This is a genomic window from Oceanobacillus sojae, assembly GCF_900162665.1.
GTDB lineage: Bacteria > Bacillota > Bacilli > Bacillales > Amphibacillaceae > Oceanobacillus > Oceanobacillus sojae_A.
Genome location: NZ_LT727811.1, coordinates 291,127 through 306,101 on the forward strand (window position 1 = coordinate 291,127; position 14,975 = coordinate 306,101).

The 14,975-nt window shown below is 38.7% G+C and carries 11 protein-coding genes; all 11 read right to left on the reverse strand.

Annotation, left to right across the window (positions count from 1 at the left end):
• Positions 1 to 10 precede the first annotated feature (10 nt).
• The 11 genes from BN1068_RS08715 to BN1068_RS08765 all read right to left on the reverse strand — a co-directional run bounded on the left by BN1068_RS08715 (position 11) and on the right by BN1068_RS08765 (position 14,710).
• Positions 11 to 946 (reverse strand): ABC transporter permease, encoded by a 936-nt coding sequence (locus BN1068_RS08715; protein WP_077602470.1) that lies wholly within the window; start codon positions 944 to 946, stop codon positions 11 to 13.
• 380 nt (positions 947 to 1,326) lie between these two features.
• The gene (locus BN1068_RS08720) at positions 1,327 to 2,946 is read right to left on the reverse strand and encodes an extracellular solute-binding protein (protein ID WP_254846736.1); all 1,620 of its coding nucleotides are present in this window, start codon (positions 2,944 to 2,946) and stop codon (positions 1,327 to 1,329) included.
• A gap of 325 nt (positions 2,947 to 3,271) precedes the next feature.
• Positions 3,272 to 4,285, reverse strand: a complete 1,014-nt coding sequence (locus BN1068_RS08725) for a lactonase family protein (RefSeq protein WP_077602471.1) — start codon at positions 4,283 to 4,285, stop codon at positions 3,272 to 3,274.
• A gap of 46 nt (positions 4,286 to 4,331) precedes the next feature.
• Positions 4,332 to 6,239, reverse strand: coding sequence for a beta-N-acetylhexosaminidase (locus BN1068_RS08730; protein ID WP_077602472.1), 1,908 nt, complete (start codon positions 6,237 to 6,239; stop codon positions 4,332 to 4,334).
• A gap of 337 nt (positions 6,240 to 6,576) precedes the next feature.
• Positions 6,577 to 7,824 (reverse strand): oligosaccharide MFS transporter, encoded by a 1,248-nt coding sequence (locus BN1068_RS08735; RefSeq protein WP_077602473.1) that lies wholly within the window; start codon positions 7,822 to 7,824, stop codon positions 6,577 to 6,579.
• A 64-nt stretch (positions 7,825 to 7,888) separates the two neighbouring features.
• Positions 7,889 to 9,310: a glycoside hydrolase family 32 protein gene (locus BN1068_RS08740; protein WP_077602474.1), complete on the reverse strand. Its 1,422-nt coding sequence runs from the start codon at positions 9,308 to 9,310 to the stop codon at positions 7,889 to 7,891.
• A 332-nt stretch (positions 9,311 to 9,642) separates the two neighbouring features.
• Positions 9,643 to 10,494 carry an ROK family protein gene (locus BN1068_RS08745; protein WP_077602475.1) on the reverse strand — a complete coding sequence of 284 codons (852 nt, stop codon included), beginning with the start codon at positions 10,492 to 10,494 and terminating at the stop codon, positions 9,643 to 9,645.
• Between the two features lie 111 nt (positions 10,495 to 10,605).
• On the reverse strand, positions 10,606 to 11,589 hold the full coding sequence (locus BN1068_RS08750; RefSeq protein ID WP_077602476.1) for a LacI family DNA-binding transcriptional regulator: 984 nt from the start codon (positions 11,587 to 11,589) through the stop codon (positions 10,606 to 10,608).
• 149 nt (positions 11,590 to 11,738) lie between these two features.
• A complete protein-coding gene (locus BN1068_RS08755; RefSeq protein WP_077602477.1) occupies positions 11,739 to 12,095 on the reverse strand; it encodes a YxeA family protein in 357 nt (118 codons plus the stop codon).
• Between the two features lies 1 nt (position 12,096).
• Positions 12,097 to 13,956: an ABC transporter permease gene (locus BN1068_RS08760; protein WP_077602478.1), complete on the reverse strand. Its 1,860-nt coding sequence runs from the start codon at positions 13,954 to 13,956 to the stop codon at positions 12,097 to 12,099.
• Positions 13,943 to 14,710 (reverse strand): ABC transporter ATP-binding protein, encoded by a 768-nt coding sequence (locus BN1068_RS08765; protein ID WP_077602479.1) that lies wholly within the window; start codon positions 14,708 to 14,710, stop codon positions 13,943 to 13,945. The genes BN1068_RS08760 and BN1068_RS08765 overlap by 14 nt, the downstream gene beginning before the upstream one ends.
• Between the last annotated feature and the right edge of the window lie 265 nt (positions 14,711 to 14,975).

The window sequence follows — 14,975 nt, forward strand, 5'->3', positions numbered from 1 at the left end:
ATCTCCTTCCCTACCATAGGCTGTTCTCACTGACTTTTCGAGCAATTTGGTTTACGGTAATTAAAAGGACAATATTAATAGCTGATTCAAATAATCCTACAGCAGCAGCAAAGCTGTATTGACCTTCCAATATACCAGTCTCATACACAAACGTCTGAATAACATCAGAAGTCTCTGAGTTCAGTGTATTTTGCATCAAGAGTACTTTCTCAAAACCAATTTGCATGAAATTCCCGATATTTAAAATAAATAAAATCACAATTGTCGGCATAATACTTGGAATATTAATTCTCAAAATGCGCTGCATGCGCGTTGCACCATCTACTTTTGCAGCTTCATGAAGTTCCGGATTTACGCCTGCCAGCGCAGCCAGATAAATAATTGTACTCCATCCCAGTGTCTGCCATTGGCCGGACCATACAAAGATATGACGGAACCAGTCCGGGCTTGTTAGAAATGGGATTGAATCTATTCCAAGTGCACGCAATAAGTGGTTTATTAAACCCGTATTCGGATCCAGAAAAGCTACAAGCATTCCAACAACGACTACAACAGAAATAAAATGCGGTGCGTAAGTTAAAGTCTGTGTCCATTTTTTAAATGCACCATTTCTGAGTTCATTGAATGCCAGAGCTAAAATAATCGGTAACGGGAACAATACAAGCATATACAGGTTTAAAATGATGGTATTTTTGAGCAGCCTCCAAAAATAATAAGAACTGAAGAAACGCTCAAAGTGTTCAAATCCTACCCATTCACTTCCCCAGATACCAAGTGTCGCAAAATAATCTTTAAAGGCAATCTGCACGCCGTACATCGGAATATAATGAAATATAAAAAAGTACAAAAAGACTGGCATCATGAAAAGGTAAAGCTGCCAGTTACGCTGAAAACTCTTCTTGATTGTGGCTCTTTTACCCCTTTGTATGGATTGGTCTTTTGCCATCTTTCAGTAGACCTCCTTCTTCATATGGAATACTGCAATTAGGTTGTGAACATCATCGCAGCAAAATCCTGTTTTCACGTCTTATGTAACCCAAACTCATGATGTATCATATATCTGCTTCTTATTATTTTCTTTAGAAAGACCAAGAAAATCACTTGGTCTTTAAAATACTGATATTCTTGCCATGGAGATGTCCGCTACGGGAAGTCGCTTTCCGCGGGCAACGCCTCAGCATTTTATACTTTCTTACTCTTTTAAAAAAAGAGAGGGCATGAGATATACTGCCCTCTCTATGTGATATTTAACGGGATGCTTTCCCTGTTAAAGGGGAAGGATCACATGTCGACCCACTGCTCCCGCGAAACGAATTATTCTACGATTTAGTTAGATTGATAACGATCATATGCAGCCTGGTAAACTTCCAGTAATTCTTCCATCCCCATCTGCTCAATCGTTTGGACATAATTATCCCATTCATCTAAATCTTCATCACCTGTAATAAATTTGTCGCGCATTTCTTCTACATACTTGTTAATATCTTCCCCTGTAGATTGAAGGATACGATTTTCCTCATCTGTAAACGTAAATCTTGGCCATACTTCATCAATTACCTGCGGTTGGATTTTTTCAGCAGCTTCCAATGATTGCGGTGCTGTTTCTCCACCCTGGAAGTAATCTTCTTTAATAATTCCGCTGATAGAACCAAGCCATGTCAGATCTTGTGCAATTGCTTGTTCAAATGTCATGTCTCCTTCTGGATTTAAGATATGATCACTATAAACAGTTTCTCCATCTTCAACTTCAAATGTTTCTCCTTCAACACCCATGTAATAAAGCTCTGCACCTTCATCACCATAGAAATAATCCATCCATCGTACAGTTGCCTCCGGGTTCGGGTTATCACTGGAAATAACCAGGTTGGCAGGATCCCATACAGAAGAGGAAAGCTTATTATAAGACTGATATCCATCAGGACCTTCTAAAGCTGCTAAACTATTATATTGAGAACCGATTTCTTCTCCAAACAGCTCAATTGGATCATAGAAAATCATGCTGCCATATAAATTATCTGATGCATTGGCAAGGAATTGTCCCCACTCAATGGTAAAAATACTCTGATCGATTAAACCTTCTTCATAAAGCATATTAATATATTCCATCATATCTCTATATTCATCTGTTGTTGCATAGTAACGGACTTTGGAATCATCATTTGGATCCAAGTCCAGGTTCGTATTTGATGGACCATAATTCATAACTCCAAATGATCCGGACAGCCATTGAACAAGCTCAATGATTGCTGTTCCTCCATAAGGAATCGTATTTCCATTGCCTGCCGGATCAAGCTCTTTTACAGCTTTTAAGTATTCATAGAATTCTCCTGTTGTTTCTGGGATATCCATATCCAGCTCTTCTAACCAATCTTCATTAATCCAAGGCCTTGCACTTAGTCGTAAAGAAAGAAAATCCTCTTCAATTAAGGCCGGCATAGAATAAATATTGCCATCCGGGAAAGTGATTGCTTTTTCAATTGTCGGATCACTTTCCATAAGTTCTTTTAAATTTGGCGCATACTCATCGATTAAGTCATTTAATGCTAAAAAAGAACCCTGAGAACCATAACGTAATAAATCTGTATTCGTCAGCTGTGCTAAAAAGAAAGCATCCGGCAGGTCGCCGCTTCCTAATGCCAGGTTTCGGTTTTCCTCTAAAGCATCCGGGCTGACCAGGTTCCAATTTACGTCAACATTTGTTAAATCTCTGTACTCATTCCAAATTAAAATATCATTCCAGTCATTGCCTTCATTCTGTGCAGGCTTGTTCGCAAAGAAGGTGAGCTCTAATTCATCATCAACAATCGGAAATCCTTCCGCATTGACGTTATCCCCGCTTGCTGCTTCTCCTTCCTTGCTGTCACTATCACCATCATCATTGCTGCACGCGTATAAAGCGCTTACAAAAGCAAGAGTTGCTATTAGAAAAAATAATTTCTTTAACATAATGAACCCCCTTTTTAAGTAGGAAAAATGTAAAACGAGTTCCCGCATAATGCGGTCACTTCTACGTTTACCATACGGTATGGACGGCTTTAATAGAAGTTTCTTTTACAATCAGACATATCTTCTATATTTCACTATTTTAATCTACCACTCCTTTACTAAATTAATACTCTTAGATGCGTATTATTTTGCTTATTCAAAATAGTATCACTATTTTTTAAAAGTGTCAACATAACATTATAATGATTAAGATGAATTTTTTGTCTCTTTTTGTAGAACCAGCTCTAAAACTTTAACATCACTTTTCAAGAGTCCGTCTCAATAGTTATATACCAATGATGCATACCGGTTTTTGAATAGTAAATGTATCATTTGTCATAGAATATGTATCATTCTTTTGACGGAGAACTGTTATATTATTACTATTCTGATTGCAAACAAATAATTGATTATTTATCAATTGATTACTACAAAAATGTCTGGGCCATTCTCCACTTACTGGAATAGAGTTCTCTTTTTCCAGCCTGCCATCTTCTCTCACACGAAAAAGAGTCAATGAATCTGCTCCTCTGTTGGAGGTAATCAGTTTGCCGTCAAAATATTGAATTTCTGCACCGTAATTCTTCAAATCATGTACTGTTTCTATTTCCTGAATGCACTGGATAGAAGCTGATGATTCAGCATACTTATATACAAATACACTTGATTGGTACTCATTGACTACATACAACATCGGCATATCAGGATGAAATGCAATATGTCTTGGCCCCACTTTTTCTGGTATCGTAATGCTTTGGGATGGAAGCAGGCGCATTTGCTTTTCATCCCATTGATAAATACATAATTTACTTTTCCCAATATCTGTCATGATGACAAAAGAAGTCTCTGGAATTTGCCGGACTGTATGTATATGAGACGCTTGATTATTTGCAGAGGTGAAAGCAATATATTCCACCTCTTCCTGCAAACCTCCATTTTCATTTAGAGCATAAACAACAACGCCCGCTCTCGAATAATTGCTGACAAATAAATATTTCCCGCAGCCACTTACCTCTGCGTAACACGGTCCGCCATGCGTCGGTAAACGATCTTCTTCTTTCAGACAATGATTTTCATCATCCAGTTCATAACAGACCACTTCGCCGTTTTCCACTTCACTGACCGCATACACTCGATTTTTTACTGGATGCTTCACTAAAAAGGATGGATTAGCAATACCATCCTGTCCTCCTAAACGTTTAATCTTACCAGATTCAGCATGTATTTTTAACCAATGAATACATGCTGAATCCTCTTTGCCATAACAGCCGACAAGTACTTCTGTATACTGTTTATCCATCTGACGTCCTCCTTATTGCAGCTGAATTCAAAACAACCATAACTGTTTAATAAATTGGCAGTACATGAAAGAATACATTAGGCGATGCCATTCGATAATAGTAGCTGCACCAGCCTAAGCCGCTGGATTCCTCTACATTTGGAGAGTAATACAATCTCTCTTGCTCCAGTTCATCCATTTTATCCACATCACCCTTTATATAATCATTAATCCGTATGCAAGCTGTATCCAACCGCTGTAATAGTCCTCCATAACGGATATCAATTACTTCCCAGCCAAAGGGTTTGTTTAAGGACAGCCATTGCTTTCGATGAGCAGCTTGGAGCGCCTTCACACGCTCTATAACTTCTGGTATAACTCTCCCGGCAATATCCTGCAGTTTTTCTCTATTGTCTGCATCATAAGCTGCTTTCAATTCGACACCTAAATTTCCTTTTTTCGCAAGAACCAGGCAAAGCTTTTCCGGCAGATCAAAGAAACCTCCCGGGGTTTGCTGATTATATTGCCCGATTTCCTCCGCAAGCTGTTCATAGAAGACTCCTACGTCTTTTTTTTCAACATGCTTATCAAATAAACCCAGCAGCAAATCCTGCCATAATAAGAATTTAGAAGGGTTTGTCTGCAATGTATTTCCTTCGTCCACACCTGGCGGCTGATCCATTTTATTTAAAGCCAGGAGCGCCTCCGGGTCAACTCCTGTGCAAAACAGCGCACGTTCCTTTACATGATTTACATCTATTTCTGCATGATAAGCATGTTCGGCATAATATTGCAGTCCATAAAGAGCATAGTATACATTGTTCTCATAGCCGTCATCTCCCCAAAGCGTCACAAACACATCTTCAATGCCCTCCTGCTTGCAGACCGTAAGTGCCGGTTCACTGGCAGTCAGGGAAATTTGATAATTAGGAGCGAATGTATTCCACACCCACATCCCGCCGGCAAATGCCGGCGTACTGCCAAAACGCTTCAATTGCTGCAGCATCCGCTTATAATGCTCCTTATCTGCTTGAGCGTATTGCCAATACATATATTGCACATTATCTGGCAGCTGATTAACAATATACTCTGGTAAATCGGTCGTTTTGTCATAGCTGTCTCCTGTTTCGGAAGCCAGTTTTAAAAACATATCACTCCACATTACGACTTGCAGATGATATTTATCAGTTATCTCCACAATCTTATCTAAATGTGCCTTCATTAGATCAAAACGATTTTTAAACCCATTGATATTTAAATATCTGCCACGCCCTACCTCTTCCGCTTCATCCATGCCGATATGAATACGATTGCTCCGGAAAGGCTTTGTTGCTGAAGAAATCATCCGGTCCAATAAATCATACGTAGCTTCACTCTCTAATAATAGAGCTCCCCGCGTATCCTTATATTTATAAGCTGCATCCCATTTGAGAAATTCCTCTAAATGCGCCAATGTCTGGATACAAGGTATCAGCTCTATCCCAAATTGATTTGCATAATCATCCAGCTCCCGCAATTCCGCTTCACTATAACGCCCGCGCATATAACCAAAATAAGGCTCTCCTTCTACTTCATATGTATCCTCCATATACAGCATGGCTGCATTATGACCCATCATTGCTAATTTCCGGATAAAATCCTTTAAAGTAGACAGCTTCATCGTCATATTACGCGATAGATCGAACATAGGACCAACACTGGAAAACTGCATCTCTTCCCGAATATGAATCTGTTTATTTCCTTTGTTCAACTCTTCTAAAACCAGGCCGAGTGCTCTAAAAAAATGACATGGCTGATGATAGGTAATCGTTCCAGCCCCCTCATCAAACTCTACGTTTAACCCTTTTATACTTTCATCCTGCTTGCCTGTCAGTATTGTCCCTCCTTGTTCGACAATAGTAAATCCATAAGCATCCTGTAATTCTATAATTCCTGAGCGCAGTTTTTCCACATCACCCTTAAACAAAATATCCAAACATCTTCACTCCTTCATAATATATGCAGCTCTCTTTAAATCATAACGTTATAATGTATAGTTTTATAAAAAAAGTTCTTCAGAGAGAACAGCATGTAAATGATTTTTATTTAATTTTGAAAACCCTTCCAATATAGTTAATTTCGCCTTTTATTTGTAAACTCCTTCTTTTTCCACAAAAATTTCTTAAAATATTTTTTCTATGTCAGCTGCCATTCTTTTTGTCATCGTGCTATATTATTTAATCTATTTAATCGTTTCTTTCATAAGAACCTGCATTCTAAAATTGGCTGAAAAATAAAAGCGAGGAACTGTGTAAACAGCTCTTCGCTTTTATTTAATCCTTTGCCATCGCAAATTCATGCTCATCTAATTTCTGCTCTTTATTATTGTTATTGAGTGCAAAAATCGAGAAGATAACGAATAATACTACAATCGCACCCAAAATATAAAATGTCGTTTCGTAGCTGGTCTGATCATAAATCCAGCCAACTAATGCAGAAAAGACAATCACACCGATTTCACTCGATACCTTAAATCCGATTAGATAAACAGTTGCAGAAAGACGTACATCAAAGTTCGCAGCGATATATTTAAACACTGCGATCAATAGGATCGGTAATTCGACTGCATGAAGCATCTTCATAAATGAAATTCCAAAACCGCCTGTTACTGTCGCTGAACCGATGATACGGAAGGCCATGATACTTCCCGCCAGTACAAGAGAACGCTTAATTCCGACTTTGTTGACGATAAATGGCGCTAAGAATAAAAAGATAGCTTCCACAAATACTTGTACCGAATTAAGAATACCGTAGACTGTATTTCCATCTGCACCGCTGCCGGAGAAGAGGCTTACAAAATAGACAGGGAAAAGCTGTTGATCATACACTGTATAAATACATACTGTGCCAAACAGATAAATAATTAAAAACCAGAAGACCTTATTTGAAAATAAAAAGCGGATATCTTTCATAGATATATTGGAAACACTTTTTTCTTCTGTTTTGGAAACTTCCACTTTAAAAAACACGTTAATGAAAAGGAAGATAACCCCGGTTCCTGATGCAATCCAGAAATTAATATGCGGGTTAATGCTCATTAATGCACCTGCACCAATAGCTGCAACAGCATAGCCCAAGGATCCCCACATACGCGCTTTACCAAATTCAAAATTGTATTTACGGCTGAGCTTTTCTGTAAAGGATTCCAAAAATCCTGCTCCGGCGATAAATCCTGCTCCTAAATAGATAGCACCAACTGCTGCACCCACATAAAAATTATTTAAAAGCAGCGGTTCATATACATAAATAACAAATGGGGCAATAAAAACCAGTACCACACTCTGTAACCAGACCAGATTTTTCTTCGTACCCAACTTATCCTGCATATACCCATAAAGAATCATAAAAAATAAAGAAAAGAATGAGTTGAACGAATAAATTGTTCCTACCTGTGCGCCAGTTAATCCAAGACTGTTATTCAGCCAAATTGCATAAAAGGACCACCAGATAGACCACGTAATAAAGAAGAAAAAGAGATACCCGGACGAAAACCAATACTTACTATTTTTTAAAAAATCCATTTTTATTAGATCCTTTCTTTATATGCCGGGGAGGAGCAGCCTCACTCCTCCCGCCCAGCTGTTATTATTTCCAAATAGAATTCAGATTTGTCCATGTTATATTATCTATCTGTAATGCTTTATTTACTGTAAATATTTCCAGCCGCCTTACTGTCCCTTTTGGATAAATCAGATTTGTGGATGTGCTTAGCCCGTTATTTATAAATATCTCCACGGACGATCTATCAATAATCACTTTCAATTCCTGAATACCCAGGCCATGTAAGCTGCCTTTTATTTCTTTCGGAAAGTCCTCTGAAAAGTCGATGAAACCTTCTGTACGATAGAACGTATAAGTGTCTTCTTTATCCACTTCTAAACAGAATACTTCGTCCTGATCTGTAACAAAGTTCACGCCCCATTTTGTGCTGTCTGACGCTTCGGAAATCTGTAAATCCACTTGCCCTGTATCACTAATTTCATAGCTTTCAGCAGTTTCGGTTTGAATGCCTATATTCCGATAAGTTACCGCTTCTTTATTGTTATCATCGATGATCGGTTCCTGTTTTAAGAAAAGATTTCCATCTTTTTCATACAAAGTCATCTTCCTTGCCAGGCTCATCGCACTGCGCCATGGAGATACAGGAACAGCCCCTGCATATTGCCAATTATTCATCCAGCCAATCCAGTATGTGTCTTCTGTGTTATCCCAGCTGACCGCAGCGTAAAAGTCTTTCCCCGTGTCTGCCCATTTTAAAGCATCCTCAGGTTGTTCATTCGGATGAAACTCTTTCCCATCAAAGCTTCCCGTAAAGTAATAAACTGCTGATCCGCCATTAGGTCCATCGTCATTAATGCTTACAATAAGAACCCATTCCTTTTTAGAGCTGTTCTCTACCGGTAAATAAAGCAGGTCTGGACATTCCCAAACACCGATATGGGAAGGATACTCTTTTCCAAATGAGGATAGATACGTCCAATCAATTAAATTTGGTGAGCCGTAAAACTGAATATGATCTCCGCAGGCTAATACCATAACCCATTGCTTGCTTTCTTCATGCCAGGAAACCTTTGGATCACGAAAATCCTTTATTTTTGTATTCGGAATAACCGGATTTCCTTCATACTTTGTCCATGTTCTTCCTTTATCTTCACTATAGGCGATACTTTGCTGCTGGCTCTTACCATCATGTGTAAAAATAGCAACCAATCCGCCGGAACCGTTTTCAAACAAGCCACTTGTATTATTTTTATCTACGACCGCTGATCCGGAGAATATCGCTCCTAATTCATCTGGGGCTAACGCAATCCCATGTTCTTCCCAATGATAAAGATCTGTACTTGTTGCATGCCCCCAGTGCATATCTGCATGATCATTAGCATGCGGGTTGCGCTGGTAAAATAAATGATATTCTCCCTCATAGTAAACAAGGCCGTTCGGGTCATTAATCCAATTTTCCTTTGGTGTAAAATGAAGCTGTGGACGATGTTTTTCTTGATATAGCATTAAAATCTCCCTCTCTTAAAATTATTTTATATTTATGAAAACCATTGAAAACGGTATCAGTAATTTCTATGTACTATCATCTTATACTTTCAGAAATATGTCAACCGGTTGACATAAATTTTCACAAATTATTTTTAAATAATTGAAAAGTGAAAGTTCTGTGAAGAAGCTGCTCACTTTTTCAATTACTTCCTCCGCCGTTCTTTCAAAATAAGAATTTACCATTCGAATCTGAATGCGGCTATCTTTTATAAATAGTTTAATAATCTCCTGTCAATAAAAAAGAGATGAATCAGGCAGTATCTTCCTCCTTTGACTCATCTCTGCTAAAATTATTCTTTTACCGCTAAAGCAATACAGCCTTTAACACCCTGTTCGTCATTCAACCCTGGAGCAACAATTAATTCATCTACATTTTCCACTTCAATGTAGCCATTTAACAATTCCATAAATTTTTCACGAATCATTGGGTAGAGCTTTTCCTGCTTCATTACCCCTCCTCCAAGAATAATTTTTTCTGGTGAAAGTATAACAAAATAGTCCATGATTGCCTGGGCAAGATAGTAAGCTTCTATTTCCCAGACATGATCCTGATCAGCCAAGTCCGCTCCTTTTCGGCCATAACGTGCTTCAATTGCCGGTCCTGCAGCTAATCCCTCTAAGCAGGTGCCATGGCTTGGACATGCTCCTTCAAACGTATCGTCCGGATGTTTTTTTAGTAAAACATGTCCCATTTCCGAATGGTTTTTTCCTTGAAAAGGTTGCCCGTCTTGAACAAGGCCTGCCCCGATACCTGTACCCACTGTTATGTAAAGACAGCTGGAGGAATCTTTTCCAACACCATATTCATATTCTCCCATACTAGCAGCAACAACATCTGTATTGATTGCTACCGGGACATTAAAGCGTTTTTCAAGCTCTGCCATAAGCGGATAGTAGCGCCAGGGGATTTTAGGTGTATTTTCAATCGCACCATAATTATCACTGCCTGCTCGCAAATTGATTGGTCCGAAAGCTCCTACTCCTAGTTTTTCAATGTCATGCTTCGAAAAGAATTCTTCCACTTTTTCCAATGTCTCTTCCGGTGTTGTTGTTGGAAAAGCAGTTCGATCTAAAATAGTGCCGTCTGGGTTCCCTACTGCACATACAAACTTTGTTCCGCCTGCTTCAATTGCTCCTATCATCTTTAATATCACTCCTTAGGTCTAGTATCATTCGATTATTATAGCAGATTTTTCTTATTGCGCAGCTATTTTATTTTTTCTAAAAATTGATTGAGGAATATTCTTTCACTTTTATCCCCCGGTCGTTTCTCCTTTCCAAAGCGAAACGGGGAATGTTTTTTCTTTCATATCATAGGTTTTTCCATCAATCTCCTGAATCAATGTCTCTACCGCATTTTCCGCAATCTGATATGTAGGCTGAATAATTGTCGTTAACTTCGGATAAATGGAACGGATCAGGCTTGTCCCATCATAACCAATAATTTTTAAATCCTGCGGCACACGATAGCCCAGGTTCTCCGCATACTGCATTGTCCGGACAGCCAGCAAATCATCACTTGCAAAAATACCATCTACATCTGGATGCTCCTCGAAAAGCTGTTTGATGATATCAATACTACTTTCTAAAAAGGCCACATCGGGAACATGATAGGTTTCCTGTGTTCTTCCAGCCTCTTTCATTACTTTTTCATATGCGTATTGTCTGTTGTTTGCCGGCGTTTCCAAACTGGCATCCCCGTTAATATGAATAATTTTTTTGCATCCCGCTTTTATCAGCTCTCTGCTTGCCATTTCTCCGCCTTGGAAGTTATCTGAGCTGACAACATGAATCTTCTCCGATAAATAATGGTCAATTGCAACAGCAGGAAATTGCTGGTTCTTATCAACTAATCCCCGATTATATGTGACAACAATTACGCCATCCACCTGGTTGCGGCGCAGCATTTCCCAATATTTTTTCTCTTTATCCGCTTCATGAAGACTATTGCAAAGAAGCACTTTATAGCCTCTTTCATCACAGATATTCTCAATATAAGCAACCAATTCTCCAAAAAAAGGATTGCTTGTGGAAGGAACAATCACACCAATTAAGTAACTGCGCTTGTTATACAAAGAACGCGCAAGGTCATTGGGGACATAGTTAATTTCCTTCATTGCCGCAAATACTTTTTCTTTCGTTTTGCTGCTGATATACCCTCTGTCATTCAATACACGCGAAACTGTTGTTGGAGATACACCAGCAACCTTTGCGACATCCTGAATCTTAGGTTTCATATAAAATCTTCTCCTTTAAGCCCGCTTTCGTTATCTTTTCTTAAGCATATAGGCTTTCTTTAGTGAAGTAAAGAACGGGTGTACTTGAAAATATAAAAAGCCTTATAAGGTATAAACGCTTTATACCTTATAAGGCTTTTTCTGTCGAATTACAACGCTTCTTTCACAGCAGCCGGCAATTCCTCTTCCTTCACTTCATCATACGAAGAAACTTCATTATCCTTATTCACATAGAGCATGAGGTATGCTCCTTGACGCAATTCTTTTTGTGCAGAGAATTTAACTTGAATTTCTTCCCCGGCCTCTGTATAAGCAGGCTGCTCATACCAGTAAGTGTTCATTACTTCTCCTGTATCCAGCTTATCTTCATCTGTGCTTGCCGGTTCACCAACCTGCACGTAAACATTATCTTTTCCTGCTCTATTAAAGTCTACTGTCATCAAAACAACTACAGCAGCAACAAACAAGACTGCTACACCAATCACCAAAGCTATTATTTTCTTCATTTTAACCCTCCTGTGTGACAGTCTGAGTGATTGTTTTATTAAATCCCCGGACTGTAATCACGTAGTATAAAATATAAATCATTGTGTAAGCCGCCATCCAAATAATAACTGGCTCCCATAAATTCATATCTAATAAATTTGCAAATGCCATCAACGCAACTGCTCCGTGCATTAATCCTAATACCAGCGGTGCCAGGAATATAAGGCCAACCTGATAACGGATTGTTTTTTTCATTTCTTTTTTAGAAACACCGATTTTGTATAAAACAGCATATTTATCCTTATCTTCTTCTGCTTCTGTCATCATTTTGAAGAAGATAATGCTGCCTGTAGCCACTAAGAATACTAACCCCAAAAAGCTGCCGACAAATAACATGGCTCCAGAAGCTTCAATGGAATCCTGATACATTTGTGCTGCACTGGAAAATCCTTCAGTCTTTGCTTCCAGCTCCTTAGAAAGATCTAAATGATCCTTATAATCAGAGATTTGTACTGCCTGATAAGTTGTCTTATCTCCATCCAGTTCCTGGAAAGATGTATCATTCATAACTAAGACAGTACCTGGCAAGGTAGGAACATTAAATAACGGTTTTTCATAAAACTGTTCCACTTTTTTCTCATCATTCCCCAGTTCAACCGTGTCGGCTTTTTCTTGCCAACGCTCATCAAAGAAAGGATCAACCACCACTGCCTCGTCCTGTTCCAAATCTATATCTCCTACATCCCAGCCGAGTGCTTCTGTCAATTTCATAAATGTTTCTTCATCAATAACATAATAAGATTGATCATATGGTTCCCCAGGTACTACTATATCCTTCGTCTCGAAGCTCACCGCATCTTCTACTATTTCCGAATCTATATTTTGTTCCTCTCCTTCCCACATAAAGGAGAAAGGCACATTTTCTTCCACATTTTTTTCTGTATTATAATACGTACCGAATATTGCTCCGCCGGCTGTAATGGTTGTTGCACTTAATGTTGCGATAATCGTTAACGTTTTCGCATTCCCGCGGACCCGGTAAAGGAGCTGGGAGGTTGTCATTAGATTAAGCCCTTTCCAAGCCCAGCTTTTACTTTTCTTCAATAGGTTTAAAACATAGACAAGGACACTGCTAAATAATAGATATGACCCTAAAACTGTTAAGCCGATAATCACAAGCGGCATCGCCAAGCCAAAAATCCGCCAGACGGAAGAAGTCATCAGGTCCTGCAAAGCCAGCCAATAAGCTCCTGCTAAGGCAAGTACGCCAATTAACGCAGAAATGGTGCGTGCTTTCGGCTGCGCTTCCCCTTGTTTCTCAGCATGGAATAAATCAATCAGTTTAAATCTATAAATAACCCGATACCCCAGCAAAGAGGTAACTAAGAAAATAACGAAGAAAACAACCACTGTCTCAATCACTGCCTGCATCGAAAACGCAAAACCGACAGAAAGAGATAATCCCATTAACTTTAATAAAAGTGATAGTAAAGCCTGAGACAACAAGAATCCTAATCCCACGCCAATAACTAAAGCAACCAGTCCAATTACGATATTCTCAAAGAATAATAAAAAGCCGATAGACCGTTTGCGTACACCAAGTAAAGAATAGAGAGCAACTTCTTTCTTCCTTTTTTTCATAAAAAAGGAATTAGAGTACAGAATAAAAATAGCTACAAAAATCATCAGTACAAACGCCGAGGCGCTCATCACTGCCTGCATTTGTTTCGATGTTTCTGCTAATCCGCTGATATCATCACTATGCTTTAACATCGCAAAGGTAAAATAAATAATAATTGAGAAAATCGTGGAGCCGATATATAGTCCATAGCTCTTCATATTTCTGCGAATATTTTTTAATGCTAACTCAAACAAGGTCATTCCCGTCACCGCCTACTTCTGCCAATTCATCTAGTATCATCTGGAAGAATTCCTTCCTTGTACATGTACCGCGGATAAGCTCCTGCGACAGACCTCCATCCTTTATAAACAGGATACGTCTGCAAAAGCTTGCTGCATAAGCATCATGTGTTACCATCATAATCGTTGTTTCATGCTCTTTATTCAGACCACTTAAGCTTTCTAATAAATCAGTAGCTGATTTAGAATCCAATGCTCCTGTCGGTTCATCAGCAAAAATAAGCTTTGGATTCGATACAAGTGCCCTGCAGGAAGCAGTACGCTGCTTTTGACCGCCAGAAATCTGATATGGATACTTATCCAATAAATCCTCTATTCCAAAGGAACGGGAAATGGTATTTACCTTTTCTTCTATTTCCTTTGCCGGCTTTTTAGCAATAGCCAGCGGCAGAAGAATATTTTCACGTACTGTTAAAGAATCTAATAAATTATAATCCTGAAAAATAAATCCTAAGTGATCCCGGCGAAAGTCTGCCAATTTATCTTCTTTCATCTTCGCGATATTGTCTTCCTCTACGTAAATATCACCTTTTGTTGGAGTGTCAATCGTTGCAAGTACATTAAGAAGCGTCGATTTCCCAGCACCAGATGGTCCCATCACCCCGACAAATTCACCGTGATCGATCGTAAAGGAGATATCCTTCAGCGCTTGAAATGTATTTGCGCCTTTTCCATATATTTTTTCAACATCGTTTACTTTTAATAAATGTTCCATTATTTTTGCACCCCTTATATATCCTGTGAACTTTCTATACCTTTACTATAGACCCCCATCCTTAAACAGCCATCAATTCAACCTTACAAAATGTTTAAATCTCGCTCATCCTTTACAAATTCCTGTTATGATAGAAATAATTCAGCGTTTTAACCAATAATAAAGAAAAGCTTCATTATTTTCTGATGCAGGAGCCTTACATCCGATGATATTGCTCTAAATACAAATTTACTTAACATATAAAGGAAGAAAGGTGTGTGCTTTA

Bases quoted from the DNA above. Each gene is read 5' to 3' on its own strand.
- BN1068_RS08715 (WP_077602470.1), bottom strand. From the start codon at position 946: ATGGCAAAAGACCAATCCATACAAAGGGGTAAAAGAGCCACAATCAAG.
- BN1068_RS08720 (WP_254846736.1), bottom strand. From the start codon at position 2,946: ATGTTAAAGAAATTATTTTTTCTAATAGCAACTCTTGCTTTTGTAAGC.
- BN1068_RS08725 (WP_077602471.1), bottom strand. From the start codon at position 4,285: ATGGATAAACAGTATACAGAAGTACTTGTCGGCTGTTATGGCAAAGAG.
- BN1068_RS08735 (WP_077602473.1), bottom strand. From the start codon at position 7,824: ATGGATTTTTTAAAAAATAGTAAGTATTGGTTTTCGTCCGGGTATCTC.
- BN1068_RS08740 (WP_077602474.1), bottom strand. From the start codon at position 9,310: ATGCTATATCAAGAAAAACATCGTCCACAGCTTCATTTTACACCAAAG.
- BN1068_RS08745 (WP_077602475.1), bottom strand. From the start codon at position 10,494: ATGATAGGAGCAATTGAAGCAGGCGGAACAAAGTTTGTATGTGCAGTA.
- BN1068_RS08750 (WP_077602476.1), bottom strand. From the start codon at position 11,589: ATGAAACCTAAGATTCAGGATGTCGCAAAGGTTGCTGGTGTATCTCCA.
- BN1068_RS08755 (WP_077602477.1), bottom strand. From the start codon at position 12,095: ATGAAGAAAATAATAGCTTTGGTGATTGGTGTAGCAGTCTTGTTTGTT.
- BN1068_RS08760 (WP_077602478.1), bottom strand. From the start codon at position 13,956: ATGACCTTGTTTGAGTTAGCATTAAAAAATATTCGCAGAAATATGAAG.
- BN1068_RS08765 (WP_077602479.1), bottom strand. From the start codon at position 14,710: ATGGAACATTTATTAAAAGTAAACGATGTTGAAAAAATATATGGAAAA.